The sequence below is a fragment of the Pseudomonas migulae genome, assembly GCF_024169315.1.
In the GTDB taxonomy this organism is placed as follows: Bacteria; Pseudomonadota; Gammaproteobacteria; order Pseudomonadales; family Pseudomonadaceae; genus Aquipseudomonas; species Aquipseudomonas migulae_B.
Genome location: NZ_JALJWR010000001.1, coordinates 4,755,433 through 4,781,753 on the forward strand (window position 1 = coordinate 4,755,433; position 26,321 = coordinate 4,781,753).

Sequence of the window (26,321 nt, forward strand, 5' to 3'; positions counted from 1 at the left end):
CATAGCTTTGACGTAGCTTTCGTATCCCAAAATATTGAATGGCAGCGGATGGGCAGTGTCCACCGTTGGCGCGGTTGTGAGGCCGGCGCACCGATCTACCGACGCATCACCGTTTCAGGAGGCCAGGATGCACAACGACGGGAATGTAGTGCCTTTGCACAAGGCGGCTACCGATCAGGCGACACCTTCGCCGCTCGCCCGTGTGCCTGTGATTCTGCTTCAGGTTCGCGACAAGGCCGCGCTACAGCTCCGGCATGGTTTGCAGGAACTCTTCGATAACGCTGACGACACGCTGTTCGAAATGGCTGACCGTGCCCGCAACGACGTCGAGCAGAACCTCTATTTCGAAGCCATGCGCGACTTGCGCCTCAAGCGCAAAAGTATCGAGCGGGTTTTTCTCGAACAATTCCTCGAGGCGTTTATCGGGCTCACCCGTAACGACACTGCCCAGTCGGCCTTGCCCCGGACACTGGCCTTCGACACGTCGGCAGCGCAGTCCGGCGATGACCTGGAACGCAGCGTGGCCGTAGAGGCCATGGTCAACAAGGTGCTGAGCCGTGACGGTTTCGGGCTCGATCAACTGACCGCTCGACTCAGCATGTTGCTGGGCAAGAAGCTGGTGGCTCAGCACAACCCGCTGGGCCCGGCGATGCTGTGTGATTATTTCATGCAGGCCGGGCGTAATCTGGGGGTGGAGATCAAGGTCAAGCTGATCATCCTGAAGCTTTTCGAGCGCTATGTGCTCAGCGACGCCGACCAGCTCTATACCGAAGCCAATCAACTGCTGATCGCCACTGGCATATTGCCTGACCTCAAGCCCGCGCCGGCGCGGCGTGCGACCGATCGGGCGGAGGCGAGTGTCCATGCCGAGCCCGCCGAAGCCGGTATCCACGCCGGCAGCACGCAGGTCGACGACGGCGTGCAGGAAGTCTTCGCGGCGTTGCAGGAGCTGCTGTTCCACGTCCGCGGCAGTGTTGCGCCGACACTGGAAGTCAGCGCCACGACGCAGCCGATTTCCACCCGCGACCTGCTGCGCCTGCTCTCGCATTTGCAGCAATACGTGCCGACGCCAGCCGCCCAGGACGATTTCGACCTGCGTAACCAGCTTGAGCAATTGCTGACCCGGGTCAGCGTCAAAAGCGGCAAGTCGCGTGTGGTGGGTGTGGCCGATGAAGACGTGATCAACCTGATCGCCATGCTGTTCGAATGCATCCTCGATGATCGCAACCTGCCGGATTCTCTGAAGGCGCTGATCGGCCGCCTGCAGATTCCGATGCTCAAGGTGGCCGTGCTCGACAAGAGTTTCTTCAGTCGCAGCAGTCATCCGGCCCGCCGTCTGCTCAACGAAATCGCCGCTGCGGCCCTGGGTTGGGGCGAATGCGATGACCATCAGCGCGACAGCCTGTACCTGCGTATCGAGCAAGTCGTTCAGCGTTTGCTGAATGATTTTGTCGATGATCCGGCTATTTTTTCCGAGCTGTTGGCGGATTTTCTCGCGTTCACCAGCGACGAGCGTCGTCGCAGCGAGCTGCTGGAACAACGCACCCGAGACGCTGAAGAAGGCCGCGCCAAAACCGAAATGGCCCGTCAGCGCGTCGAACAGGCGCTGAACCAGGTGCTGTTGGGCAAGGTTCTGCCGCGGCGGGTGGTGGCGTTTGTCCAGGAGGCCTGGAGCCAGGTGCTGTTGCTGACCTGCCTCAAGCACGGCGATCAGTCGGCCGAATGGCTTGCCGATGTGCAAACCATGGAGCAACTGGTCTGGAGCGTGCAGCGTCATGACGAACCTGATGCCAGCCTGCGCCTGTTGGCGCTGGTGCCGGGGTTGCTCAAGTCCTTGCGTGACGGCTTGAGCAGCTCGGCGTTCGATCCGTTCGCCACCGGGGAGTTTTTCAGTGAGCTGGAAAGCCTGCACGTCCAGCTGTTCGAACGCCCGGCTCAGACCCCTGCAACCATTCGCGAGGCCGAGGCGCCGGTGATGGTGCAAGTGCAAGAAGAAATCGTCCTGCGCACTGCCGACGAAGGGGCGGTAGCGTCGGCCTCGGTAGGCTTGCCGACAGATGATGCGGGCCTGATTCAGGTCGACCAACTGCACGTGGGCTGCTGGGTCGAGTTTCAGGAGGACGAGGATCACAACCTGCGCTGCAAGCTGGCGGCGATCATCGAGGCCACGGGCAACTACATTTTCGTCGACCGTACCGGGATGAAAGTGCTGGAGCGCAGCCGTATTGCCCTGGCCCTGGATTTTCACCGTGGCGCGGTGCGGACCCTGGATGACACCTTGCTCTTCGACCGGGCCCTTGAGTCGGTCATCGGCAACCTGCGGCGTCTCAATCGCGGCAAGTGATCGCGCGCCGGGGGGCTATCGCGGCATACTGGGCGCCAACACAGTCGACGTTGAAGGAACCTGTATGCAGTTGGACCCCGCGAGCGGTTGGTGTCAGGGCGTGAATGTCTGCGCCTCACCCAACTTCAATGCGCGCCCCTCGGGCGAAATTTCCCTGCTGGTGATCCACAACATCAGTCTGCCGCCGGCGCAGTTCGCCACCGGCAAGGTGCAGGAATTTTTCCAGAACCGGCTGGATGTCACAGAACATCCCTATTTTGAAGGGATCGCTGACCTGCGGGTGTCCGCGCACTTTCTGATTGAGCGTGACGGCACTGTCACTCAGTTTGTCTCCTGTCTTGATCGCGCCTGGCATGCCGGCGTTTCATGTTTCGACGGGCGGGAAACCTGTAACGATTTTTCCGTGGGCATCGAGCTCGAAGGCACGGATGATCTGCCGTTCACCGACGCTCAATATGAGGCGTTGACGGCTCTGACCTTGCAGCTGCAAAGCACCTTCAAGGCCATTACCGCACAGCGCATCTGCGGACATAGCGACATCGCGCCGGGGCGCAAGACCGATCCGGGGCCGGCATTCGACTGGGAACGTTATCGCGCGGCCCTGGCTAAAGAGGAACAAGAATGAGTTTTCTGGTGTTGCTGTTGGCGGTGTGGATCGAGAAATTCTCGGCCCTGCGCCATCGGGTTCAACGTGACGGCGGCTGGGTACGCGAGCTGCACAAGCTTGAAACAAGTCCGCGTCTGGCCAATCGTCCGTGGTTGATATTGGTGATTCTGGTGTTGCTGCCAGTGGCGCTGTTGGGCCTGCTACTGCTGGTTCTGGAACCCGTCGCTTACGGTCTGTTGGCGTTGCCGGTGCATTTGCTGGTGGTCATTTACAGCCTGGGACGCGGTGATCTGCTGGCCGGTCTCGGGCCGTTTCGCGATGCCTGGCGCCGGGAAGACCTGCAAGCCGCCGCTCATGTGGCGAAGCGTGACCTGGATATCTGCGCCGACAGCGGCGAACAACTGCTGGAACGGGTGCAAGGGCATCTGCTCTGGGAGGCCTACCAGAGCTTTTTTGCGGTGATCTTCTGGTATTTCCTGCTGGGCCCGGTGGCGGCGTTGAGCTATCGATTGCTGGCACTGGCCGAAGAACACAGCCAGAACCTGGCTGTCGTCGAGCGCGCCGCACAATTGCGCCACGCGTTCGATTGGGTGCCGGTGCGTCTGCTGGCGGCCAGCTTCGCGTTGGTCGGCAACTTTGTCGCGGTGAGCCGGGTGATGCTGCACGAACTGCTGAACTGGAACATCAGCGCCGCCCAGTTGATTGAGAAGGTCGGTCTGGTAGCCGGCGAGATTCCCGCACCGGTGGTCGGGCCGGACGGCATCAACAGTCTCGACCGGATCTGGGAATTGCTGCTGCGGGCGGCGGTGCTCTGGTATGCCGGTTTTGCACTGTGGACGGTCCTTCCCTAAGTACACCGACCTCTGTAGGAGCAGAGCTTGCTCGCGAAGGCGGTGTGTCATTCAATTGTTAAGTTGTCTGACACACCGCCTTCGCGAGCAAGCTCTGCTCCTACAAGGACCGAGCCCTCTCTCCCGTTAACCTTAAGTTACAAACCCTCCAGCCGATTTAAGCTATACAGAGATAGCACTGAATAGTGGCTATCTGCTGCCTGTCTGTGCCTGCCAATAAAAATAAGAATCAAAGGGAGACTTCCAGTGAAGAGCTTGCTCTATCCCGCCGTCGCGCTAATGAATCGCCTGAGCTTCGGCATGAAGTTCAGCCTGATCAGCGTTCTGTTCCTGGTGCCGATGCTAGTGACCAACTTTTACCTGGTGCGCGATTCCTATCGTGAATTCCAGGGCACCCGGGTGGAACTGCAAAGCCTCGACTTGTTGGGCAACAGCCTGGCGCTGCGACGTGACCTGGAAACCCTGAACAACCTGGTGCAGATCAACGTCATCCTGGGCCAGTCCGGCAAGGCCGGCGATGTCGAACCCAAGATCACTGCGTTGGAGCAAAGCGTTCTGGCCCGCCTGGAAGGGCTTGCGGCGATGACCACCGATCCGGAGCAAATCACGGTTTTCGATGGCAAGCGCGATGAAATGATCACTGCGTTCAAGGCCCAGCAAACGGAGAACTCCCTGCAAAGCAAAAGTGCGTTGATTGGCAAACTGCTCGGCAATGCGCAGATTTTCAGCCAGATCATCGCCAGCCAGGCAGGGTTGAGCCGTGACAGCCAGAGCGACATGCGTCAGCTCACTGAACTCATTACCAACGTCACGCCGCCCGTTACCCAGACATTGGGCGATGGCCGTGCGATGGGCTCCTACTCGCTGGGGCAAGGGTTCCTCAACTCGTCGTCGAGCACCCGTTTCGATGAGTTGCTGGCGCAGATCGAAAAGCTGCAGGCCGAGTACAGCCTGAAGTTGCAAGACGCGCTGGGCTCAAGCAAAGCGGCGCGTGAAACCCTGAGCGCCCAGGCCGAGAGCAGTAAGGCGACACTGAAAAAAGCCAGTGAGCTGTTCGAAGAACAAGTGGTGATGGCCGACACGCTCGATGCGCCGTGGCAGGCTTTCTATGATCAGGTCACCGGCCTGATGGACCAGACTTACCAACTCAACGAAGCCACCCTGAAATTCCTCGATACCCAGTTGCAACAGCGCCTGACTCAGAACCGTACGCACATGGTCCTGCAGGCCGTCGCGTTGTCGGTGGTGTTTGTGTTGATTTTCTACCTCTACGGCGGCTTCTACGCCTCGACCCGCACCACCCTCAAGCGTCTTGGCGCGATGATGGACAAGGTCGCGGCCGGCGACATGACCGTGACATTCAACGCCAACAGCCGTGATGAGCTGGGCGAGTTGGGCGAGGTGTTCAACGGCACCGTGAAGAAAATCCATGACCTGATCGAGCGTGTCGGCCACACGGTATCTGAAGTCGAGCGTCAGGCCGGTCAGGTCGAGAATGTCTCGGCCCAGAGTAACCAGGCCGTCGCGGGGCAGCGTACGCAGATCGAACAGGTCGCCACGGCCATGAATCAGATGTCGGCCACGTCACTGGAGGTGGCTCGCAGTGCGGCGGCGGCGGTCAGCAGTGCTCACAGTGTCAACGACGAAACCATCAATGGGCGCGGTCTGGTGGAATCGCAACAGGGCAGCATTGCCGCACTGGCCAGCGAGATCGATCAATCGGTGTTGGTGATCAATCAACTGGCCAGCGACAGCCAGTCCATCAGCCGCGTACTGGAGGTGATCAAAAGCATCGCCGAGCAGACCAACCTGCTGGCGCTCAACGCGGCCATCGAGGCGGCGAGGGCGGGCGAGCAGGGACGTGGCTTCGCGGTGGTGGCGGACGAGGTCCGGACCCTGGCCAAACGCACCCAGCAATCCACTGAAGAAATCGAACAGATGATCGCCAAACTGCACAGCGGTGTCGGTGCGGCGGTGAAGGCCATGGGCACCAGCCATCAAATGGCCAACGGCACGGTCGGCCAGTCGGAAAAAGTCCAGCAGGCGCTGGAAAATATCCTTGGGGCGGTGGGAATGATCGTCGACCAGAACCAGCAGATCGCCGCTGCCGTGGAACAGCAGACCGCCGTGGCACACGACATTGACCAGAACATCGTCGAAATCAACCGTGCCGGCGAGCGCACTGCCGAAGGCGCGCACCAGACCGAGGACGCAAGCCGGGCGTTGTCGGCGCAGGTGGTGGAATTGAAGCAGCTGATCAGCGCGTTTCGGGTTTGATGCCACAACCTGAATCAAATGTGGGAGCGGGCTTGCTCGCGAAAAGCGGCGTAACAGTCGACATCAATGTTGAATGTTAGTCCGTCTTCGCGAGCAAGCCCGCTCCCACATTTTTGCTCGTTACCAACCAAAGACATCGCAGCTGTTCGTTGTACTGACAGCAGCCAGCTGTTCCGGGCTGACCGCCATGATTTCTGCCAGCGCCTCGCATATTGCCGGCAGGTGCGCCGGGCTGTTGCGTTGGCCGGGAAACATGGCGGGCGCCATATCCGGTGAGTCGGTTTCCAGCACCACCGATTCCAGCGGCAGCTCGGCCAGCACGCGGTGCATGCGCAAGGCCTGCGGCCAGGTCGCCGCGCCGCCGAGGCCCAGTTTGAAACCGAGCTTGATGTACTCGCGGGCCTCTTCCTTGCTGCCGGCGAAGGCGTGAATGATGCCCGCGCGTTTCAATTTGAAGCGCTTGAGCGTGGCAATCACCGCCGCATGGCTGCGTCGCACGTGAATCAACGCCGGCAGATTGAAGTCCGCCGCCAGTTGCAATTGCGCGTCGAACAACGTCTGCTGGCGCTCACGGTCGAGGGTTTCGATGAAGTAATCCAGGCCGATTTCGCCCACCGCACACAGCTGGTGGTGACCGGCCAGACGCGTCAGCCAGTCACCCAGTTCGTGCAAGTCTTCAGGGCGATGATCCTCCAGATACACCGGGTGCAAACCGAACGCCGCGTGCAGATCGGGATCGCTCAGCACCAAATCCCAGACGCGCTGCCAATTGGCCTGATAAACCCCCAGCACCACGATCCGCCGCACACCGAGGGCGCGGCTCTCGGTGAGCAGCGCCTGACGATCCTCGTCGAAGTCCGGAAAATCCAGATGGGTGTGGGTGTCGATCAGCTCCACGGTTCAGTCCTGGCGAATACGCTGCTTGAAGGTCCGCGCGATGGCTTGAACGCCGGGCTGGTAATCGGATTGCTCGATGGCGGCCAGAGCCAGTTGCAGTGCTTTGTCGGCGATCAACTGATGTTGCTGGGCCATGGCATTCACTGGCAGTGGCAGGAAATCCAGCAACTGCGTGTCACCGAATGTGCCGAGGCGCAACGGACGGGTTTTTAACGGGAAGTCGTGCAGTGCGTCGAACACGCCCTGAAGCAACACGTAGGACGTGGTCACCAACGCGTCCGGCAGATGGCCCAGGCGCTGGATCATGTCTTCCATCAACTGTTTGCCGCACTCGCGGCTGAAGGATTCGCCGTGTTCGATCAGGATCTCGCCTTTGAACCCGGCCAGCGCTTCCTTGAACCCGGCCGCCCGCTCCTGGCTGATGCTCAGTTCGGGGCGTGCGCCGATCAGGGCGATCTGCTTGGGCAACGGGTCGAGCAGGCTGCGCGTCAGTTGCAGGCTGGCTTCGCGATCATCGCTGATCACCGAGCAGAAATGCTCAGGCTCCATGACCCGGTCAATGGCGATGATCGGGACACCCTTGGCTTGCAACTGATGGTAACTGTCGTCACCGGTCGGCAGGCAACTGGCGACGATCAGCGCGTCGCAACGACGGGCGCGGAACAGTTGCAGCAATTGCCGTTCGCTGTCCGGCGCATCGTCGGAGCTGGCGATCAGCAATTGATAGCCACGGGCCCGGGCACCTTGCTCCAGCAGTTTGGCGATTCGTGCGTAACTGGGGTTTTCCAGGTCCGGCAAAATGAAGCCCAGGGTGCGGGTGTGCCGACTGCGCAGCCCGGCTGCCTGGGGGTTGGGCGTAAAGCCATGTTGCTCGACGACCGCGCGCACGCGCTCGACGGTGGCGCTGCTGATGCGTTGCTGTTCGGCCTTGCCATTGATGACATAACTGGCGGTGGTCACGGACACACCGGCCAGCTGGGCGATATCACTGAGTTTCAACTCGGGGGGTTCCTTGTTTGTCGGCCGACATTTTCGCCAATCCTACCCGATTCAGGCAGGCAACTATTGTCGCAGCCAATCCGACAAGTTGGGCTTCAAGGATGGGACATTATCGAGTAACGTGCCAATCATTCTAGATTAAACGTTTCAGCAAGCGTATTTTCTACGTTTCAGGTGCATTTGGCCGGTTCTGCCGTGAAACCGCCAAAAGTGATGATTAAGCGCCTAAGCTGACTCATTCAAAACAATACCTGGCACCTCTAGGTGCCAAAAAGGAGAAAGCATGCTCGAGCTCACCATAGAGCAGATTTCCATGGGCCAGTCGGCCGTGGACAAGTCCGCAGCGTTGCATCTGCTGGCACAACATCTGGTCGCCGATGGCCTGGTGGCGGACGGTTATCTCGCCGGTCTGCAAGCACGCGAAGCCCAGGGCTCGACCTTTCTCGGTCAAGGTATTGCCATCCCCCACGGTACGCCGGAAACCCGCGATCAGGTGTTTTCCACCGGCGTGCGGCTGATGCAGTTTCCCGACGGCGTGGATTGGGGCGACGGCCAGATCGTCTACCTGGCGATCGGTATCGCCGCAAAATCCGATGAACACTTGCGGCTCCTGCAACTGCTGACCCGCGCCCTCGGCGAAACCGATCTGGGCCAGGCCCTGCGTCGCGCCAGTTCTGCCGAAGCCTTGCTGAAACTGCTGCAAGGCGCGCCGCAGGAACTGGCGCTGGATGCACAGATGATCGGCCTGGGTGTGTCGGCCGATGACTTCGAAGAACTGGTCTGGCGCGGTGCCCGTCTGCTGCGTCAGGCCGATTGTGTGAGCAACGGTTTCTCCGCTGTGTTGCAACAGGTCGAGGCGCTGCCACTCGGCGATGGCCTGTGGTGGTTGCACAGCGAACAAACGGTCAAGCGCCCGGGCCTGGCCTTCGTCACCCCGGATAAACCGATGCGTTATCTCGGTCAGCCGCTGAGTGGCTTGTTCTGCCTCGCCAGCCTCGGCGAAGCGCATCAGGCCTTGCTCGAACGCCTTTGCGCGCTGCTGATCGAAGGCCGTGGCCATGAACTGGGGCGCGCCACCAGCAGCCGCAAAGTCCTCGAAGTGCTCGGCGGTGAACTGCCGGCGGACTGGCCGAGCGCGCGCATTGCGCTGGCCAACGCCCACGGCTTGCACGCACGCCCGGCGAAAATCCTCGCGCAACTGGCAAAGAGTTTTGAAGGCGAGATTCGCGTACGCATCGTCGACGGACAGGACAGCGCCGTGTCGGTGAAGAGCTTGAGCAAGTTGCTCAGCCTCGGCGCCCGTCGCGGTCAGGTGCTCGAATTTGTCGCCGAGCCGAGCATCGCGGCTGATGCATTGCCGGCGCTGTTGGCGGCCATCGAAGAAGGCCTCGGTGAAGAAGTCGAGCCATTGCCGGCGGTGAGCCAACAGCGCGAAGTCGTCGCGGATGTGGCGGAAGTGTTGCTTGCCCCGGCGTCCGGTAGCGTGGTTCAAGCCATCCCGGCCGCACCGGGCATCGCCATTGGCCCGGCGCATATTCAGGTGCTGCAAACCATCGATTACCCGCTGCGCGGTGAGTCTGCCGCCATTGAGCGCGAGCGTCTCAAGCAAGCGCTGGCGGACGTGCGCAGCGACATCGAAGTGCTGATCGAGCGCAGCAAGTCCAAAGCCATTCGCGAAATCTTCATCACCCACCAGGAAATGCTCGACGATCCGGAATTGACCGATGAAGTCGAGACTCGCCTCAAACAGGGCGAAAGCGCTGAAGCGGCGTGGATGGCGGTGATCGAAGCGGCGGCGAAACAACAGGAGTCGCTGCAGGATGCCTTGCTGGCCGAGCGAGCCGCCGACTTGCGCGACATCGGCCGTCGCGTGCTGGCGCAACTGAGCGGCGTCGAAACCCCGAGAGAACCCGATCAGCCGTACATTCTGGTGATGGACGAAGTCGGTCCTTCCGATGTGGCGCGTCTCGACCCAGCCCGCGTTGCCGGCATTCTCACCGCCCGTGGCGGCGCCACCGCACACAGCGCGATCGTTGCCCGTGCGCTCGGTATTCCGGCGTTGGTCGGCGCAGGTGCTGCGGTGTTGTTGCTGGCGCCGGGTACGCCGTTGCTGCTCGATGGCCAGCGCGGTCGTCTGCATGTGGACGCTGACGCGGCAACCTTGCAACGCGCCACCGAAGAGCGCGATACCCGCGAGCAACGCTTGAAAGCAGCGGCCGAACAGCGTCATCAACCGGCACTGACCACCGACGGTCACGCGGTGGAAGTGTTCGCCAACATCGGTGAAAGCGCAGGCGTCACCAGCGCGGTGGAGCAGGGCGCTGAAGGCATTGGCCTGCTGCGCACCGAACTGATTTTCATGGCCCACTCGCAGGCACCGGACGAAGCGACTCAGGAAGTCGAATACCGCCGCGTGCTCGATGGCCTCGCCGGGCGGCCGCTGGTGGTGCGCACCCTCGACGTCGGCGGCGACAAACCGTTGCCGTATTGGCCGATCGCGAAAGAAGAAAACCCGTTCCTCGGCGTGCGCGGCATTCGCCTGACCTTGCAGCGTCCGCACATCATGGAAGCGCAATTGCGCGCCCTGTTGCGTGCCGCGGATAACCGCCCGCTGCGCATCATGTTCCCGATGGTTGGCAGCGTTGATGAGTGGCGTCAGGCGCGGGACATGACCGAACGGTTGCGTCTGGAAATCCCGGTGGCGGACCTGCAACTGGGGATCATGATCGAGGTGCCGTCGGCTGCGTTGCTGGCACCGGTGCTGGCCAAAGAGGTCGACTTCTTCAGCGTCGGCACCAACGACCTGACTCAATACACCCTGGCCATCGACCGTGGACATCCGACCTTGTCGGCCCAGGCGGACGGCTTGCACCCGGCGGTGCTGCAACTGATCGACATCACCGTGCGTGCGGCCCATGCCCATGGCAAGTGGGTGGGCGTGTGCGGCGAACTGGCGGCCGATCCGCTGGCGGTGCCGGTGCTGGTCGGCCTCGGTGTCGATGAGCTGAGTGTGTCCGGTCGCAGCATTGCCGAGGTCAAGGCGCGCATCCGCGAACTCAGCCTGACCCAGACTCAAACCCTCGCCCGACAGGCGCTTGCCGTGGGCAGCGCAAACGAAGTGCGCGCATTAGTGGAGGCCCTGTAATGGCCAAGATCCTGACCCTGACCCTCAACCCGGCGCTGGACCTGACAGTGCAGTTGCCGCGCCTTGAACCCGGTCAGGTCAATCGCAGCGACGACATGCACACCCACGCCGCCGGTAAAGGCGTGAACGTTGCGCAAGTGTTGGCCGACCTTGGGCATCAGCTCACCGTCAGCGGTTTTCTCGGCGAAGACAATCTTCAAGCGTTCGAAACCCTGTTTGCCAAACGCGGATTTGTCGACGCGTTTATCCGCGTTCCTGGTGAAACCCGCAGCAATATCAAACTGGCGGAGCGTGACGGGCGCATCACCGACATCAACGGCCCGGGGCCGATGGTCAGCGAGGCGGCGCAGCAGGCGTTGCTGGATCGACTGGACCAGATCGCGCCGGGGCATGATGCGGTTGTCGTGGCCGGCAGTCTGCCTCAAGGCATCAGTGCTGAGTGGTTGCAGGCGCTGATTGTGCGCTTGAAGAAACTTGGGTTGAACGTTGCGCTGGACACCAGTGGCGACGCATTGCGTGCCGCACTCAAGGCCGGCCCATGGCTGATCAAACCGAACACCGAAGAGCTGGCCGAAGTGCTCGGCTGCGAAGTGGTTTCGGTCGCCGCTCAAGCTGAATCAGCGAGCCGCTTGCACGCGCAAGGCATCGAGCACGTGGTGATTTCCCACGGTGCCGATGGCGTGAACTGGTTCAGTGTCGGTTCGGCGATGCATGCCACTCCACCCAAGGTCAGCGTCGCCAGCACGGTCGGCGCGGGTGATTCGCTGTTGGCCGGCATGCTCCACGGTCTGCTCAGTGCCGACACGCCGGAACAGACCCTGCGCACCGCCACGGCGATTGCCGCGATGGCGGTGACCCAGATCGGTTTCGGCATCGGCGATGCGACTCAATTGGCGCGGCTTGAACAGGGTGTGCGCGTGCGTCCCCTGACAGAACAATAAGAGGGTTTGTCATGAAGTTAGCCATTGTTACGGCCTGTCCGAACGGCATGGTCACCAGTGTGCTGTGCGCCCGTTTGCTCGACGCAGCAGCGCAGCGGCAGGGCTGGAGCACCAGCGTCGAAGTGGTCGACGCGGCGCACCCGGAACGCCAGTTGTCGGCGGCCACGATCGAGGCGGCCGAGTGGGTGTTGCTGGTGACCAGCACGCCGGTGGACATGTCACGATTCGTCGGCAAACGCTTATTCCAGAGCACCCCGGCGCAAGCCCTGCAGGATGTCGAAGCCGTGTTGCGACGCGGTGCCGAAGAGGCTCAGGTTTACGTCGCGCCCGACGTCGTCGCCGAACCTGTGGTCGTCACCAAAAACGCCCCGCGTCTGGTTGCGATCACCGCATGCCCGACCGGCGTTGCTCATACCTTCATGGCCGCTGAGGCGTTGCAGCAAGCGGCGAAACGTTTGGGGTACGACCTGCAGATCGAAACCCAGGGCTCGGTCGGTGCGCGCAATCCGTTGAGTGCGGCAGCGATTGCCGACGCCGACGTGGTGCTGCTGGCCTGCGATATCGAAGTCGCGACCGAGCGTTTTGCCGGCAAGAAAATCTACCGTTGCGGCACGGGCATCGCCTTGAAACAAGCCGAGGCAACGCTGAATAAAGCGCTGGCCGAAGGCAAACAGGAAAGTGCCGCGACCGGTGCCAAAGGCCCGGCCAAACAAGAGAAGACCGGCGTCTACAAACACCTGCTGACCGGCGTGTCGTTCATGCTGCCGATGGTGGTGGCGGGCGGTCTGATGATCGCGTTGTCGTTCGTGTTCGGCATCACCGCGTTCAAGGAGGAAGGCACACTCGCCGCCGCCCTGATGCAGATCGGTGGCGAGACCGCGTTCAAGCTGATGGTGCCGCTGCTGGCGGGTTACATCGCCTATTCGATTGCCGACCGCCCGGGGCTTGCGCCGGGGATGATCGGTGGTCTGCTGGCGAGCACATTGGGTGCCGGTTTCATCGGCGGGATCATTGCCGGTTTCATCGCCGGTTACGCGGCGCAGGCGATCAATCGGTATGCGCGCTTGCCGCAAAGTCTTGAAGCGCTGAAACCGATCCTGATCATCCCGTTGCTGGCGAGTCTGTTCACAGGGCTGGTAATGATCTACGTGGTCGGCAAACCGGTGGCCGGGATGCTCGCCGGGCTGACGCACTTCCTCGACAGCATGGGCACCACCAATGCGATTCTGCTCGGCGTATTGCTCGGCGGGATGATGTGCGTCGACCTCGGCGGGCCGATCAACAAGGCCGCTTATGCCTTCTCGGTGGGGCTGCTGGCGTCGCAGAGTTATGCACCGATGGCGGCGACGATGGCCGCCGGGATGGTGCCACCGATTGGCCTGGGCATCGCCACGTTCATTGCCCGACGCAAGTTCGCCCAGGCCGAACGCGAGGCCGGGAAAGCGGCGCTGGTGCTGGGGCTGTGCTTCATCTCCGAAGGCGCGATCCCGTTTGCCGCCAAGGACCCGCTGCGGGTGATTCCGGCGAGTATTGCCGGCGGCGCGTTGACCGGGGCGTTGTCGATGTATTTCGGTTGCAAACTGATGGCGCCGCACGGTGGGTTGTTCGTGCTGGCGATTCCGAATGCGATCAACCATGCGCTGCTTTATTTGCTGGCGATCGTGGCCGGGAGTTTGCTGACGGCGGTGGTGTATGCGGTGGTCAAGCGACCGGAAGTCGTTGAGCTGGCAGTAGAGCCCGTCCGCGCCTGACACCACCAATCCTGTAGGAGCGAGGCTTGCCCGCGAAGGCGGCCTGACAGTCAACATAGTCGTTGAATGTCAGGCCGTCTTCGCGGGCAAGCCTCGCTCCTACAGGGTTCGGTGTTAAACACGAATCTTGTTACGACAGAGATCACTGTGGGAGCGGGCCCGCGATGGCGTCAGCGACAACACCATCAAACCGCAGTCTTGTACTCCTCCCGTTGCACCCGAAGGTGTCCCACTCACAGCTGCCATAAAATACTCAAGCGGCGGCTGCCGAAGGCTCACATGTAGCTGCTGAGATACAGTATTAGATGCCTGGGCAATCTAATCTTCGTGTGATGCTCAATCGCCCTGATCTGCCCGTCGGTCAGACGTTGGCTTGCCATGGCATCCTCTTCCTGATGCCAGGCCATTATCGGCATCAGCGTCTCCGTCGTAATGGTCGGGGACAAATCGATCTCGAATACCGCCAGATCGCTGGTTTCATCTATTCCGTAAATCTGAAACTTCAAATCATATTTCATGGTTCAACCTTCCTGGTTCTGTTTGCGGGCTTTGTCTGCGCCCCGGTCTTCGAGTTGAAGTTACTTGGGGCGCTCAGGCGCTGGCGCTAGGACGTTTCTCAATGGCAGTGTTGAAATTTCCTATTCTTTGATAGGACCGGGAGCCGCGATGTGGCCCCCAGGTGTCATGGTGGGGTCACACGGCCATGTTTTAGTTTTTCCTTTTTCAGGGAGAACACCATGAGCGAATTCGACCTCGGTCGCCGTCGTGTCATGCAAGCGGTCGGCGCGGGGCTGTTGTTGCCCGGCCTTGCGCCGGCGGTGATCGCTTCGGTCAAAGATCGGCCGCAACTCACCGATGGCGTGCAGTCCGGCGACGTGCTGGGTGACCGGGCGATGGTCTGGAGTCGCAGCGATCGTCCGGCGCGGATGGTGGTGGAATGGGACACCCACAGTGTGTTCGGCAACTCGCGCCGGTTCGTCTCGCCTCTGGCCGACGCCCGTAGCGATTTCACCGCGCGTGTGGAACTCACCGGTCTACCCGCTGATCAAGCGATTTTCTATCGTGTGCATTTCGAAGACGCCCAGAGCGGTGTCACCAGCGAACCCTGGTTCGGTCATTTGCGCAGCGTGCCGCAGACCCGGCGTGACATCCGTTTCGTCTGGAGCGGCGACACCGTCGGCCAGGGTTTCGGCATCAACCCGGACATCGGTGGCATGCGCATCTACGAGGCCATGCGTTTGCGCCTGCCGGACTTCTTTATCCACAGCGGCGACACCATCTACGCCGACGGCCCGGTGCCGGCGCAACTGACCACCGAAAGCGGTCGCGTGTGGCGCAACATCACCAGCGAAGCCAAGAGCAAAGTCGCCGAATCCCTCGATGATTATCGCGGCAATTACCGCTACAACCTGATGGACGAAAACGTCCGTCGCTTCAACGCTGAGGTGCCGCAGATCTGGCAGTGGGATGACCACGAAGTGGTGAACAACTGGTCGCCGGGCAAGCAACTCGATGAGCGCTACAAGAGCAAGGATATCCACAGCCTGGTGGGCCGCGCGCGTCAGGCATGGCTTGAATATGCACCGATGCGTTTGCAGAGCGCCGACAGCGGCGGGCGGATTTATCGCAAGCTCGGTTACGGGCCGATGCTCGATGTGTTTGTGCTCGACATGCGCAGTTATCGTGAGGCCAATGATGACAACCTTGGCGCTGCCAAACCGTTTCTTGGGCGTGAACAACTGGATTGGCTCAAGCGTGAATTGAAGGCCTCCCGCGCACAGTGGAAAGTCATCGCCGCCGACATGCCGATCGGCCTCGGCGTGCCCGACGGTGAGGTCAGCCCCGGCGTGGCGCGCTGGGAAGCAGTGGCCAATGGTGATCCGGGGCCGGCCCAGGGGCGTGAGCTGGAAATCGCTGAATTGCTCGGGTTTCTACGGGCGCAGTCAGTGCGCAATTTCGTGTTCCTGACGGCGGATGTGCATTACTGCGCGGCGCATCACTACCACCCTGATCGGGCGGCGTTTCAGGATTTCGAACCGTTCTGGGAGTTTGTCGCCGGACCTTTGAATGCCGGGAGTTTCGGGCCTAATCCGCTGGATAAAACCTTTGGTCCTGAAGTGGTGTTCGAGAAGGCACCGCCCGCGCAGAACACTTCGCCGTTTGCCGGGTTTCAGTTTTTTGGCGAGGTGAATATTGAGGGGGCGACGGGGGAGATGAGTGTGGTGTTGCGGGATCTGGATGGGGTGGCGGTGTTTGAGCAGAAATTGCAGCCGGTGTGAGAATTATCCGACCGGCATCGATCAATGTGGGAGCGGGCTTGCTCGCGAAAGCGGTTTAACAGGCAACACAGATGTTGAATGTTAGTCAGCCTTCGCGAGCAAGCCCGCTCCCACATTTAATTGTGGTAGGTCAGTAAACGTCGCGGCGGTAGCGGCCTTGTTCGATCAGGCGGTCGACCTCTTCAATCCCCAGCACTTCGTTGAGCACGTGATCCACCCCCGAAGCCATCCCCTGCAGGCTGCCACAGATGTAAATCACGGCACCGTCGGCCAGCCATTGCTTGAGCAGAGTGGCCGATTCACGCAAGCGATCCTGCACGTAGATCTTCTCGGCCTGATCCCGCGAGAAGGCCAGGTCCAGACGCTCGATGTCCCCCGCAATCAGCCACTCTTCCAGCTCGGCGCGGCACAGGTAGTCGTGCTCGCGATTGCGCTCGCCGAACAGCAGCCAATGACGTTGCTGCCCGTCGGCAATCCGCGCCTTGAGCAAACTGCGCAGCCCGGCCAGGCCGGTGCCGTTGCCCAGCAGGATCATCGGCACCGGTTCGACCGGCAGATGGAAACCGCTGTTGCGTCGTACGCGCAAACTGAGGGTGCTGCCCACCGGCGCGTGTTCGGTCAGCCATCCGGAACCGACACCCAGACTGCCGTCCTGATGCAGCTCCTGGCGCACGATCAGTTCCAGCACGCCGTCGGCGGCAATCGAGGCGATGGAGTATTCGCGCATGGCCAACGGCACCAGCGCGTCCACCAGCGCTTGCGCGTGCAGGCCGACCAGATGGGCGCGGTTCTCCGGCAATTGTCGACTGGCCAGGGCGTGTTCCAACGGTTGCGACAGACCGTCAAGCGTCACCGTGGCCCGACCGTCAATGCCCAGGCCGTCGAGAAAATGCTCGATCGCCCACGGGCAGTTGCGTGGCAACACTTCCACCAGGTCACCGGCCAGCCAGCTACTGGTGGTCGGGGCGGTGAGGCCCAGCAAGTACACCGGCGAACCGCTGCTGTCCGGGTTCATCAATTCGCGGCGGGTGAGCGTCCAGTTGTCGTAGCTCGGTGCCTGCCAGGTGTCCACGGGCGCCTGTCCGGTCAGCAAGCCGAGTTGCTGCTGCCAGTGACGCAAGGCGTAAGGGTCGCCGCAATCGACTTCCACGGGCGCGAACAGGTGCTTGCCGCCGTGCTCGCCGAGCCAGGTGTGCAAGCGGCGGGCAAAACCGCAGAAGTGCTGATACTGGCGATCACCGAGGCCGAGCACTGCGTAATTCAGGCTCTCCAGGCTCAACGCGCGACCGAGCACTTTGCGTTCGAAACCGCGAGCGCTGTCCGGCGCTTCGCCGTCGCCGAAGGTACTGACCACGAACAGGGCGTTGCTCGAATCATGCAGGTCCTGTTCGCTGACATTCGCCAGTGGCTGAACCTTCACCGGCAGGCCTGCCGCCTGCAATTGCCCGGCGGTCTGCCAGGCCAGTTGTTCGGCAAACCCGCTCTGGCTGGCGAAACCGATCAGCCACGCCGGTGCGTCGTTGCCCGGTTGTGCGAAGCCTTTGCGGGCGTCCTTGATCTGCTTTTTCTTGCGTCGACGATCGAGGTACAGCAACCAGCCAGTGATGAAAAACAGCGGCATGGTCAGCGCGCTGATCGTCAGGATGATCCGTCCGACAATCCCGAAGTAACTGCCGACGTGCAGCGCATAAATGCTGGTCAGAAGCTGCGCCTTGAAGCTCTTGTCGCTGTAACGGTCGTGGCGTTTGACGATGCCGGTGGCCGGATCGAGGGTGATCTGGTTCAGCGCGCGGTCGTGTGGCGAGGAGTTCAACAGGTAAAACACAGTCGCCGGTTGTCCGGCCACGGGCGGCATGCGGATGTTGTAGGCGCTCAGTGCCGGACCGGCAGCGCTGTAGATGCTGCTCCACATCGCGGCGTAATCGGCGGTCGGCGCCGGGCCAGCAGGTGCCGGACCGCGATTGCGAACCCGCTCGTTCTGCGGCGAATCGGACAGCAACCGGGTCAAGCCCTTGTTGTACCACTCGTAGGACCACGACAACCCGGTCAGCGCCGCCAGGAGGTAAAACACCAGGCACCAGGTACCAGCCACCGAGTGCAAATCCCAATTGAAGCTGCGGCCCTTTTTCTTCCAGTCGAGGGTCAGCCAGGCGCGCCAGCTTTTCCACTGGCGCGGCCAGCGCAGGTACAGACCGGACAGGCAGAAGAACACCAGGATCAGCGTGCACGCGCCGGTGATCTGCCGGCCGGTGTCGCCCATGGCGAGGAAGCGGTGCAGTTGCAGCATCAGGCCGAAGAAATCCTGGCCGGTGGCCTCGCCCATGAACTCGGCGGTATACGGGTCGAAGTAACGCATCTCACCGCGACGTTCGCCCGGCGGCGGGGTAAAGGACACCCGCGCGGCGTTGCCGCTGTCGGTGTCGACCCAGATCATCGCGACTTTCTTGCCCGAGGCGCCTTCGATCTTTTCCACCAGTTCGGCGGGCGGCAGCACGCCGGCGACCTGCTTCTCGACCTGCAACACCGACGGGTTCAGTGCGCGCAGGATTTCATCCTCGAACGACACCGTCGCCCCGGTGATGCCCATCAGGGCCAGGACCAGTCCGGCACTGATGCCGAAAAACCAGTGCAACTGGAACAGGGTTTTCTTCAACACGTCACTCGCCTTGTTCGTTCAAAAATTGTCATCACGGCGCGCATTATGCCGTGGGCTGTCGAGAAGCATTCTTTTTTACGCACAAAAGCCCCGTTCATGTGGATGAACGGGGCTTTGACCTCACACTTCCATCAGAAGTGGAAGTTGGCGCTCAGGAGGGCGGTACGACCCGCCGCCACGTGGGCGTAGTGCGTCTGGAACACCTGGTCGAAGTAACGCTTGTCGGTCAGGTTCTGTACGTTGAGTTGCAGGTCGACGTTCTTGGTCAGGCGGTAGCTGGCCATCGCGTCGTAGCGCCAGTAGGACGGGATCTCCACCGAGTTGGCGATGTTGCCGAACTGCGAATCGACGAACGTGGCACCCGCACCGATGGTCAACTTTTCCGGTACCAGGTCGTAGGTCGACCACAGGGTGAAGTTGTTCCGCGGGGTGCTCGGCATATGGTTGCCTTCATCGGCGGCGAGGGTGGTTTTGACCACTTCGCTTTCCATGTAGGTGTAGCCGCCGTAGACCTTCCAGTTACGGGTCAGCTTGCCGGTGTAGGTCAGTTCCAGACCGTTGACGGTTTGCTCGCCGTCCAGCACCTGGGTGGTGGCGCCATCCGGATCGTCGATACGGGCGTTGGTTTTCTCGGTGCGGAACAGCGCTGCGGTCAATGACAGGTCATCACCGAAGAAGTCCCACTTGGTGCCGATCTCGTAGTTGCGGTTCTTTTCCGGATCGAGGTCGCTGTTGTTGGCGGCCAGTTCCAGGTTGCCGTTGCCGCTGGTTTCGCCCGCCGGGTTGCTGGAGGTCGAGTAGGCGGCGTAGATGCTGCCGTTCGGCAACGGGTTGTAGACCACGCCGATCTGGTAGTTCACCAGGTCGCTGGTGTTCTCGCGATCAAAGCTCCCCGCCGGTGTGGTACGGCCAGCGTTAGCGAAGCCGCTGGATTTGACCTGGTAGTTGTCATAACGCAGGCCCAGGTTCAGGGACCACTGTTCGTTGAACTTCAAGGTGTCGAACACATAAGCGGCGGCAGTCTTGGTGTCGGTATCGGTGAACGCAGCGCTGTCGGTGATCCGGCCGTTCCAGTTATCCCCAGGCGTCGGGTTGTACAGGCTGGTGCAGTCGCCGGAGCGGAAGAGTGCAGGGTTGCACGTCGTGCCGTTGGCGGCCGACGTCAGGATGTACGGACGGTTGTGGGTGTCCTGGTAAGAAAATTCAATGCCGGTGACCAGGCTGTGTTCAATGGCGCCGGTGTCGAATTTGGCGCTCAGGTCGGTCTGGTTTACCCAGCCGCTGGACGTCGAATTACGGTTCTTGGTGCCACGGTAGACGCTGCCCCGGGCGACGTTGCCCTTGCTGTCGTCCGGGTTGGTGACGATGTAGTCCAGGGTCGAACGGGACATGCGGAAGCTGTTGGACAGGGTCAGGTCTTCGTTCAGATCGTGCTCGATCTTGAAGGTGCCGCTGTCATTGGTGGTTTCGCGATAGTCGCGGTTGGTCACGCCGTAGAAATTGTCGCGGTCGACATTCACCGGCTTGTCGACGTTGTACTTGCTGCGGGCCGGGTTCAGGGTCAGCGGAATGCCGTAGTCCGGCATGTCATCGGTTTCGACGTGGTAGTAACCGAGGGTCACACGGGTATCGGTGCCCAGGCCGAACGCGAACGTCGGCGCCACGCCCCAGCGGCTGACGTCCACGGTGTCACGGCCGGCGACGTTGGCTTCGTGCTTCATCAGGTTCAGACGGAAGGCCGAGGTATCGGTCATCTGCTGGTTCAGGTCGAGCGTGGTGCGCTTGGTCTGATCCGAGCCCCAGGTGAAGCCGCCGTTGTAGAAGCTGCCCAGTTTGGCGGTCTTGCTCACCAGGTTCAGGCTGCCACCGGTGGAGCCGGCGCCGGTGAAGGCCGACCCCGGACCTTTGCTGACTTCGATCGATTCAACGTTGAAGATTTCGCGGCTCTGGGACGCCGGGTCGCGCATGCCGTCGACGAAGGTGTCACTTTCAGCGTTGAAGCCGCGAATGATCGGCCGGTCGCCCGCCGGGTTGCCGCCTTCGCCTGCACCGAAGGTGATACCCGGCGTGGTGCGCAAGGCGTCGACCAGGCTGGTGGCGCCGGTGTCGCGGATCACTTGCTGTGGAATCACGGTGACGCTTTTCGGCGTCTCGCGCAGCGGCGCGGTGTATTTCTTGTTGGCCGAGGTATCGGTCTTGTAGGAGGTGTCGTCCTGAGCTTCGCCGGTGATGTCGGTAGCTCCCAGGGAAATCACGTTGCCCGGTGCTTTTTCGTCGGTCTTCTCAGCCGCGAAAACCATGTGGCCCGCAGAGCCAGCGGTGATTGCCACGCCAATCGCGGAAGCGAGCAAACGCGGTGAACTGGCAGGTGATTGTGATGGTTGGCGTGACATGTGAATTCCCCTCCCCAAGGATTTGAGGCCGCGGAATATAGGGTAGACGCGTCTTTGTATCAATTGCGAAACGTTACTATTCGCACTGAATTTACATTCTTTACAATTTACCCTTACGGTTTTTGCTGTTTCATCCGTCACGGGGGTTTTACAGCGGCAATAAGAATCAATACCATTGACGCTCCTTTGCCTTCAGGTGTATTTCCCATGCTGCTGCACATCCCCGGCGTGTTCGCTAAAGAAGAAGTGCAGCGCATCCGCGAGGCGCTGGAACAGGCGGATTGGGCGGATGGAAAAATAACCGCCGGTTACCAGTCGGCCAAGGCCAAGCACAACCTGCAACTGCCGGAAGGCCACCCGCTGGCCAAGGAAGTCGGCGCGGCGATGCTGGAGCGGTTGTGGAAAAATCCGCTGTTCATGTCCGCGGCACTGCCGCACAAGGTTTTTCCTCCGTTGCTGAACTGCTACACGGCGGGCGGCAGTTTCGACTTTCATATCGACAACGCCGTGCGTCAGCCCAAGGGCAGCATCGAGCGCGTGCGCACTGATCTGTCGGCGACGCTGTTCTTCAGCGAGCCTGAGGATTACGACGGCGGTGAACTGGAGATCCAGGACACCTTCGGCACCCAGCGCGTGAAGTTGCCCGCTGGCGACATGGTCCTTTATCCCGGCACCAGCCTGCACAAGGTCAACGCCGTCACCCGCGGCACTCGCTACGCCTCATTCTTCTGGACCCAAAGCCTGGTCCGCGAAGACAGCCAGCGCGCGCTGCTGTTCGAGATGGACGGGGCGATCCAGCAACTGACGCAGGACATGCCGGAGCACCCGTCGCTGATCCGCCTCACGGGCACGTATCACAACCTGCTGCGTCGCTGGGTCGACGTATGAGTTTTCAATTGCGCCGCGAAGAAGTGCTCGACGGCGATCAACTCAAAGCCATGCTCAATGAAAGTCCGGCGCGTGCTGCTCAGGCGATCCTGATCGCTGCCCGCGAAGGGGTTCTCGATGCTCAGGCCTTGCTCGGGCAAATCCTGCTGGACGGGCAAGGGATCGAGCAGGATCAGCCACTGGCCGTGCGCTGGTTCGGGATCGCCGCCCAGCGAGGGCATCTGATGGCGCGCAACATGCTCGGTCGTTGCCATGAGCACGGTTGGGGTTGCGGCGCCGATCCTGCTGTTGCTGCGCGGCATTACCGGGTCGCGGCAGAAGCGGGGCTGGATTGGGCGATGTACAACTACGCCAATTTATTAGCCACCGGGCGCGGCGTAATGGAGGATCAGCGGCAAGCGCTGAGTCTTTATCGTCGCTCTGCGGAGCTGGGTCACGCCAAGTCGATGAACCTGCTCGGGCGGTACCTTGAAGACGGGTCCTTTTGTCCGGCTGATCCGCAATCGGCTGTCGATTGGTATCGGCGTTCGGCTGAAGGCGGGGATTTTCGTGGTCAGTTCAGTTACGGCGCTTGTCTGGCAGAAGCGGGCCAAACCCATGAAGCAGTAGGCTGGCTACGCAAGGCGTTACTCGGGGGTAACTTGAATTTTTTGCGCGCCAGTGCCCCGACATTGATGAATGCAACGCACCCTGAAATACAGCAATTGACGCGCGAATATGTATTGCGCATCGCTGAACTTGAACGTCTGGAAATCAATAGGTAACAGGGTTTTCCCCTTTATTGTTTAGAACTATCTAAGTAACGGGCGCTTGTCTGGTGCAAGTTGGTCGGTTTGCTTGTGTTGTATTTTGATTTTACGTTTTTGTTGTTCGTGGCGTTTGACTCGTTAACCTGTACTAACTTAGTATTTTTTTAGTGTTCTCGTTCACTTATCTGTTGAGCGGGTTTTTACATATAGCGAACTCAATCAAATAGCCATTAATTAAAGGATTAATTATGAGTATCAATGCCGTCTGGGATGATGCACTTAAAAATGCCACAGCTGAAAACCTTACCCGCTTTGCTCAGTTAGCCCCCAAAACCCTGGCCAGCGCTTCAGCGCCAGACCAGCCAGATGGACCGCGAAGCAAAGGTCTGCTCCTGACGAAAAAGCAGATCATCGACTTGCGCAAATATGAGGCCGCCGCACTGGCGCTGCCTTTCACCGTTCAGGATGTGCGGGACTACCTGCGGTTTGGCGACGACGCAGGTGGTGGCAGCGGCCTTAGAGCCGAAGATTTCGTCAAGACTTTCAGTGCAACTCGCCGCCATGCCCAGCGCTGGTCGCCACTGCGTGAGTCGATTATGTTGACCGGCAGTCAATTGAGGCTGTTCGCCACCAGCATGGGGATCTATGGCAGCGCCATTGAAGATGTCTATGCGGATGTAAGGGCTTCCGGACTGCTTGAAAAGCACAATATTAAAAACCTCGAAGAACTGAAAAAACTGGAACTGGAACTGAATCTTGGCGACAAGTTTCCGGGTATTGATCTGGAGCCGGATACTGTCAGTGATCTTGGTTATTATCTGGATCAGATATTTTCCAGGATTAACGATAATCTGAAAAATGTGGAGTCGATCAAGGTTACATTGGATAACTTTGGTTATGACCTGCGTGAGTATGTTCTTCCTGATATCAAGTTTCGGGTTAGCCTGATTAACAGCATTTCATTACCGGCGGACATCGAAACCCTCACCGCGCAGATTGAACACCGTGCCTTGAGAATTACCGAAAAAAACGCCGAATACAAAACAGCTGTCGAAAAATCCATCGGCGCGGCGGCCGGCATGAACCTGGTGGGTCTGGCGTTGGCCATTTATCTGGGGGTGGAAGCCGAGAATATCCGCGCCGAAAGGAATCGCCTGTATGTGGAGCAGGAAGAGGCCATCACCGATCTGAAGAACAAAAACCAGACGTTAGGCTCCTTGAACCGGGTCAAACATGACCTGCAAGGGCTTGAGTTGGTGGCCGTCGATGCGGACGTTGCCACTCGGAATCTGATGCATGTCTGGAGTGTCATGCACTTTTATGTCAAAAGTTCAAAATTGGCCGTCGACGGGATTCATGATGCGCTGAGCCTGCGCCGATTCATGACGGCCTTTCGTGAAGTGGTCAGTCCGTGGAAGCAGATCGAAACCGATGCCGACGCACTGATCGCCGTGTTCAGGGAGGCGGACGAAGAGTATGAGCGCAACTACAGCGCTACGCCGCGCGGATTGTCAGTACGCATCGGCCAGCCGGGTGTTGATCTGAACGTCATGTCCGAGCGCATCGGTTTGATGAGGGATGGCGCTATCGAAGCGCGTGTTCTGTTCAGTAAATGGAACTACCTGAGTGATCTGCACAATAGGTTCCAGGTGCTGGTGCGTAACGTAAGTGAGGGCGCCGCGCAGCTCAGCAACTCGGCACTCGCCGGCAAAATGAGGCTGGAAGATTGCATGCGCCGTTTGTCCAGTCTGGATGAGGAACTGAACGAGGCATTGAGCGAAGGGAATGAACAGGACATCGAGGACATCAAGGCCGATCGTGCCGATTTACTGGAGAAGTGCAGCACCATTGTCGATGGACAGTCCCGTGCAGTCAGTCAGCACCTCGGCCTGATCAATGAAGTCCTGAACCGTCGTTTGACGCTGGGTTTCATGGCCGACCTGGAAAAGGATCAGCAAACAGCTCAGCGACAGGTCGAGCACTTGCACGCGAAACTGAAGGAGCGCCAGGATCAACGCACATTGATCAGCGATGCCATCAGCCAGCTTGAGACGGGTGGAATCGAAAAAATCGGCAAAGATATCGCGCTTACCCTTGAAGCGGTGACCAAGCTTGGTCTTGCCCCACCTGAAGTCCAGCTGATCATGTTTGCTATCGAGCAACTTAAAAAGACCATCGAGGCTGTCGGCGACGGTATTCGTTTTCTCGACATGGTGGCCGAACGCGACAAGTTGGTAGAGACGATTGATGCGTTGACCCGAAGCATCGAGGCCGGGAATCGCGACGTTGCTTCATTCGCGGGCAAGGCTGAGTTTATCCGTGTGATTCATTCGATTGACGACCACCGCCAGGTCTACGTTCGGCAATACAGCAAGGTGGTCGATGCCTTCCATCAGTTCACTGCGCAAATCGACGCCGACAAGGGCGTTGAGGATGGCGAGCGCAGCAAGCGGTTTATTGATGCGGCGCAATCCTTTGTTGCGTTCCTGACGCCCCTGGCGTTGCCGCTGACCGCGAGTTGATGTCTTGAGAAGCAAGGCAGCTTATCGTCGATAAGTTGCCTTGGTCCGCAACGGCAGCTGTTGCGGGTCAACAACTGCCCCTGTCGAAGGATTGACGATGTTTGATTATTTGCTGAACGAGAAGAATTTTTCTTCGCTGAATGAATACACCCGATTCTTGAATGACCTTCCGGCGACGCTGAATGAGATTCAGCGCTTCTCGAAATCCTTTCAGAGCCAAGGGCATGTGATGATGACCCCGCCGAGCGCGAGCTTGCTGACTCAGGCGGCGACGATGAATGCGCTCTGCTGGCGGGCCGTCCAGATTACAGTCCCGCAGCTGGCGTTCGCGAGTGGCAGGGTGGTCACACAGGTATCCACGCTCCTGGAAGAGTTTCGAGAGGAATTACGCAAGGCCAGCGGCCCCGCGCGGCGCATGGCGCTCCAGGACATTGATCCACGGCGGTTTACCCCGGCGGGCTCCAATTCAGCGGGTACCAACCGTCCACGCGATGTGGTGGTGATCATGCGCAACCTGGTTCAGCAGTTGGAGGGGTGCGAACGGGCGAGCGCACAGTTCAAGTCGCAGATCGTTCAGATTGCCCAGACGATTCACAGCATCTTTGTACGGTTTATAGAGTCGCTGTCGATGAGGCTTTGCATTTGCGACGGCCCCGTTTCGAAGATCGAGGCGTACTACTCGTTGGGGCACTTCGGGTTACCGGTTATGCATTACGATCCGCAAGCCGGGTATTCGCTGGAGCAACGTCTGGAGAAAGCCAGGGAGCATTTGCAAGCCTTGTTCGGGATGTATGCCCAAGCCACCAGTGCCGCGAATAATCTTGGCGATTTTTGCCACCGCATGAATTTTTACCTCAATGTCGTCAAGACCGAGCTTCTGTTCAACGATGGGCATCAAACGCTGGCGCGTGCGAACCTTTCGTTGGCCACGATCGTTCAGCCCATTGAGGAACTCAGGACGATGTCGAACGGCTTGCTGCGCCTGTCATCAAAGTTGCAATAAAAAAAAGCCCATGACACGT

At 60.1% G+C, this 26,321-nt stretch carries 17 protein-coding genes and 1 pseudogene; 13 read left to right on the top strand and 5 right to left on the bottom strand.

The annotated features are described in order from the left end of the window. Positions 1 to 127: 127 nt before the first annotated feature. The 5 genes and pseudogenes from J2Y86_RS21810 to J2Y86_RS30545 all read left to right on the top strand — a co-directional run bounded on the left by J2Y86_RS21810 (position 128) and on the right by J2Y86_RS30545 (position 6,079). Positions 128 to 2,344 (top strand): DUF1631 domain-containing protein, encoded by a 2,217-nt coding sequence (locus J2Y86_RS21810; protein ID WP_253436204.1) that lies wholly within the window; start codon positions 128 to 130, stop codon positions 2,342 to 2,344. Positions 2,345 to 2,408: 64 nt separating this feature from the next. Next, positions 2,409 to 2,969 carry a 1,6-anhydro-N-acetylmuramyl-L-alanine amidase AmpD gene (gene ampD, locus J2Y86_RS21815; protein WP_253436207.1) on the top strand — a complete coding sequence of 187 codons (561 nt, stop codon included), beginning with the start codon at positions 2,409 to 2,411 and terminating at the stop codon, positions 2,967 to 2,969. Further along, the gene (gene ampE / locus J2Y86_RS21820) at positions 2,966 to 3,802 is read left to right on the top strand and encodes a regulatory signaling modulator protein AmpE (protein ID WP_253436210.1); all 837 of its coding nucleotides are present in this window, start codon (positions 2,966 to 2,968) and stop codon (positions 3,800 to 3,802) included. The genes ampD and ampE overlap by 4 nt, the downstream gene beginning before the upstream one ends. Before the next feature lie 1,215 nt (positions 3,803 to 5,017). Continuing rightward, positions 5,018 to 5,221: pseudogene (locus J2Y86_RS30540) on the top strand (HAMP domain-containing protein); the annotation flags it as partial. A gap of 153 nt (positions 5,222 to 5,374) precedes the next feature. After that, on the top strand, positions 5,375 to 6,079 hold the full coding sequence (locus J2Y86_RS30545) for a methyl-accepting chemotaxis protein (protein ID WP_437180693.1): 705 nt from the start codon (positions 5,375 to 5,377) through the stop codon (positions 6,077 to 6,079). A 120-nt stretch (positions 6,080 to 6,199) separates the two neighbouring features. On the opposite strand, the gene J2Y86_RS21830 is transcribed toward J2Y86_RS30545, so the two are convergent. Beyond that, positions 6,200 to 6,976 (bottom strand): TatD family hydrolase, encoded by a 777-nt coding sequence (locus tag J2Y86_RS21830; protein ID WP_253436216.1) that lies wholly within the window; start codon positions 6,974 to 6,976, stop codon positions 6,200 to 6,202. 3 nt (positions 6,977 to 6,979) lie between these two features. Next, positions 6,980 to 7,975 (bottom strand): catabolite repressor/activator, encoded by a 996-nt coding sequence (cra, locus tag J2Y86_RS21835; RefSeq protein WP_253436220.1) that lies wholly within the window; start codon positions 7,973 to 7,975, stop codon positions 6,980 to 6,982. A 283-nt stretch (positions 7,976 to 8,258) separates the two neighbouring features. Between cra and ptsP the strand changes: the two genes are divergently transcribed. From ptsP to J2Y86_RS21850, 3 genes are read left to right on the top strand one after another with little or no spacing between them, the layout of a single operon-like run. Then, positions 8,259 to 11,120, top strand: a complete 2,862-nt coding sequence (ptsP, locus tag J2Y86_RS21840) for a phosphoenolpyruvate--protein phosphotransferase (protein WP_253436223.1) — start codon at positions 8,259 to 8,261, stop codon at positions 11,118 to 11,120. Beyond that, positions 11,120 to 12,061, top strand: coding sequence for a 1-phosphofructokinase (gene pfkB, locus J2Y86_RS21845; RefSeq protein ID WP_253436226.1), 942 nt, complete (start codon positions 11,120 to 11,122; stop codon positions 12,059 to 12,061). Before ptsP ends, pfkB begins: the two co-directional genes overlap by 1 nt. Before the next feature lie 11 nt (positions 12,062 to 12,072). Continuing rightward, positions 12,073 to 13,812, top strand: a complete 1,740-nt coding sequence (locus tag J2Y86_RS21850) for a PTS fructose-like transporter subunit IIB (RefSeq protein WP_253436229.1) — start codon at positions 12,073 to 12,075, stop codon at positions 13,810 to 13,812. 275 nt (positions 13,813 to 14,087) lie between these two features. Here the strand turns inward: J2Y86_RS21850 and J2Y86_RS21855 are convergent, their stop codons facing one another. Further along, the gene (locus J2Y86_RS21855; RefSeq protein ID WP_253436234.1) at positions 14,088 to 14,330 is read right to left on the bottom strand and encodes a hypothetical protein; all 243 of its coding nucleotides are present in this window, start codon (positions 14,328 to 14,330) and stop codon (positions 14,088 to 14,090) included. A 219-nt stretch (positions 14,331 to 14,549) separates the two neighbouring features. Here J2Y86_RS21855 and J2Y86_RS21860 point away from each other — a divergent pair, with 219 nt between their 5' ends. Beyond that, positions 14,550 to 16,091: an alkaline phosphatase D family protein gene (locus tag J2Y86_RS21860; RefSeq protein WP_253436237.1), complete on the top strand. Its 1,542-nt coding sequence runs from the start codon at positions 14,550 to 14,552 to the stop codon at positions 16,089 to 16,091. A 130-nt stretch (positions 16,092 to 16,221) separates the two neighbouring features. Here J2Y86_RS21860 and J2Y86_RS21865 read toward each other — a convergent pair whose 3' ends face one another. Together J2Y86_RS21865 and J2Y86_RS21870 are read right to left on the bottom strand one after the other, a co-directional pair. Further along, on the bottom strand, positions 16,222 to 18,747 hold the full coding sequence (locus J2Y86_RS21865; protein ID WP_253436241.1) for a PepSY domain-containing protein: 2,526 nt from the start codon (positions 18,745 to 18,747) through the stop codon (positions 16,222 to 16,224). Between the two features lie 131 nt (positions 18,748 to 18,878). Beyond that, the gene (locus tag J2Y86_RS21870) at positions 18,879 to 21,140 is read right to left on the bottom strand and encodes a TonB-dependent receptor (RefSeq protein WP_253436245.1); all 2,262 of its coding nucleotides are present in this window, start codon (positions 21,138 to 21,140) and stop codon (positions 18,879 to 18,881) included. Positions 21,141 to 21,347: 207 nt separating this feature from the next. On the opposite strand from J2Y86_RS21870, the gene J2Y86_RS21875 reads away from it, so the two are divergent. The 4 genes from J2Y86_RS21875 (at position 21,348) to J2Y86_RS21890 (ending at position 26,302) form a co-directional block, all read left to right on the top strand. After that, on the top strand, positions 21,348 to 22,028 hold the full coding sequence (locus tag J2Y86_RS21875; RefSeq protein ID WP_253436248.1) for a Fe2+-dependent dioxygenase: 681 nt from the start codon (positions 21,348 to 21,350) through the stop codon (positions 22,026 to 22,028). After that, positions 22,025 to 22,792: a tetratricopeptide repeat protein gene (locus tag J2Y86_RS21880; RefSeq protein ID WP_253436251.1), complete on the top strand. Its 768-nt coding sequence runs from the start codon at positions 22,025 to 22,027 to the stop codon at positions 22,790 to 22,792. The genes J2Y86_RS21875 and J2Y86_RS21880 overlap by 4 nt, the downstream gene beginning before the upstream one ends. A gap of 233 nt (positions 22,793 to 23,025) precedes the next feature. Further along, entirely contained in the window at positions 23,026 to 25,299 is a 2,274-nt protein-coding gene (locus J2Y86_RS21885; RefSeq protein ID WP_253436255.1) for an alpha-xenorhabdolysin family binary toxin subunit A, read from the top strand. Between the two features lie 97 nt (positions 25,300 to 25,396). Further along, a complete protein-coding gene (locus J2Y86_RS21890; RefSeq protein ID WP_253436258.1) occupies positions 25,397 to 26,302 on the top strand; it encodes a hypothetical protein in 906 nt (301 codons plus the stop codon). The last annotated feature ends 19 nt before the right edge of the window (positions 26,303 to 26,321 follow it).

What these genes read in the sequence shown, in the direction of transcription:
- J2Y86_RS21810 (WP_253436204.1), top strand. Translation starts at nt 128, where the DNA reads ATGCACAACGACGGGAATGTAGTGCCTTTGCACAAGGCGGCTACCGAT.
- ampD (WP_253436207.1), top strand. Translation starts at nt 2,409, where the DNA reads ATGCAGTTGGACCCCGCGAGCGGTTGGTGTCAGGGCGTGAATGTCTGC.
- ampE (WP_253436210.1), top strand. Translation starts at nt 2,966, where the DNA reads ATGAGTTTTCTGGTGTTGCTGTTGGCGGTGTGGATCGAGAAATTCTCG.
- J2Y86_RS30545 (WP_437180693.1), top strand. Translation starts at nt 5,375, where the DNA reads ATGTCGGCCACGTCACTGGAGGTGGCTCGCAGTGCGGCGGCGGCGGTC.
- ptsP (WP_253436223.1), top strand. Translation starts at nt 8,259, where the DNA reads ATGCTCGAGCTCACCATAGAGCAGATTTCCATGGGCCAGTCGGCCGTG.
- pfkB (WP_253436226.1), top strand. Translation starts at nt 11,120, where the DNA reads ATGGCCAAGATCCTGACCCTGACCCTCAACCCGGCGCTGGACCTGACA.
- J2Y86_RS21850 (WP_253436229.1), top strand. Translation starts at nt 12,073, where the DNA reads ATGAAGTTAGCCATTGTTACGGCCTGTCCGAACGGCATGGTCACCAGT.
- J2Y86_RS21855 (WP_253436234.1), bottom strand. Translation starts at nt 14,330, where the DNA reads ATGAAATATGATTTGAAGTTTCAGATTTACGGAATAGATGAAACCAGC.
- J2Y86_RS21860 (WP_253436237.1), top strand. Translation starts at nt 14,550, where the DNA reads ATGAGCGAATTCGACCTCGGTCGCCGTCGTGTCATGCAAGCGGTCGGC.
- J2Y86_RS21870 (WP_253436245.1), bottom strand. Translation starts at nt 21,140, where the DNA reads ATGTCACGCCAACCATCACAATCACCTGCCAGTTCACCGCGTTTGCTC.
- J2Y86_RS21875 (WP_253436248.1), top strand. Translation starts at nt 21,348, where the DNA reads ATGCTGCTGCACATCCCCGGCGTGTTCGCTAAAGAAGAAGTGCAGCGC.
- J2Y86_RS21880 (WP_253436251.1), top strand. Translation starts at nt 22,025, where the DNA reads ATGAGTTTTCAATTGCGCCGCGAAGAAGTGCTCGACGGCGATCAACTC.
- J2Y86_RS21885 (WP_253436255.1), top strand. Translation starts at nt 23,026, where the DNA reads ATGAGTATCAATGCCGTCTGGGATGATGCACTTAAAAATGCCACAGCT.
- J2Y86_RS21890 (WP_253436258.1), top strand. Translation starts at nt 25,397, where the DNA reads ATGTTTGATTATTTGCTGAACGAGAAGAATTTTTCTTCGCTGAATGAA.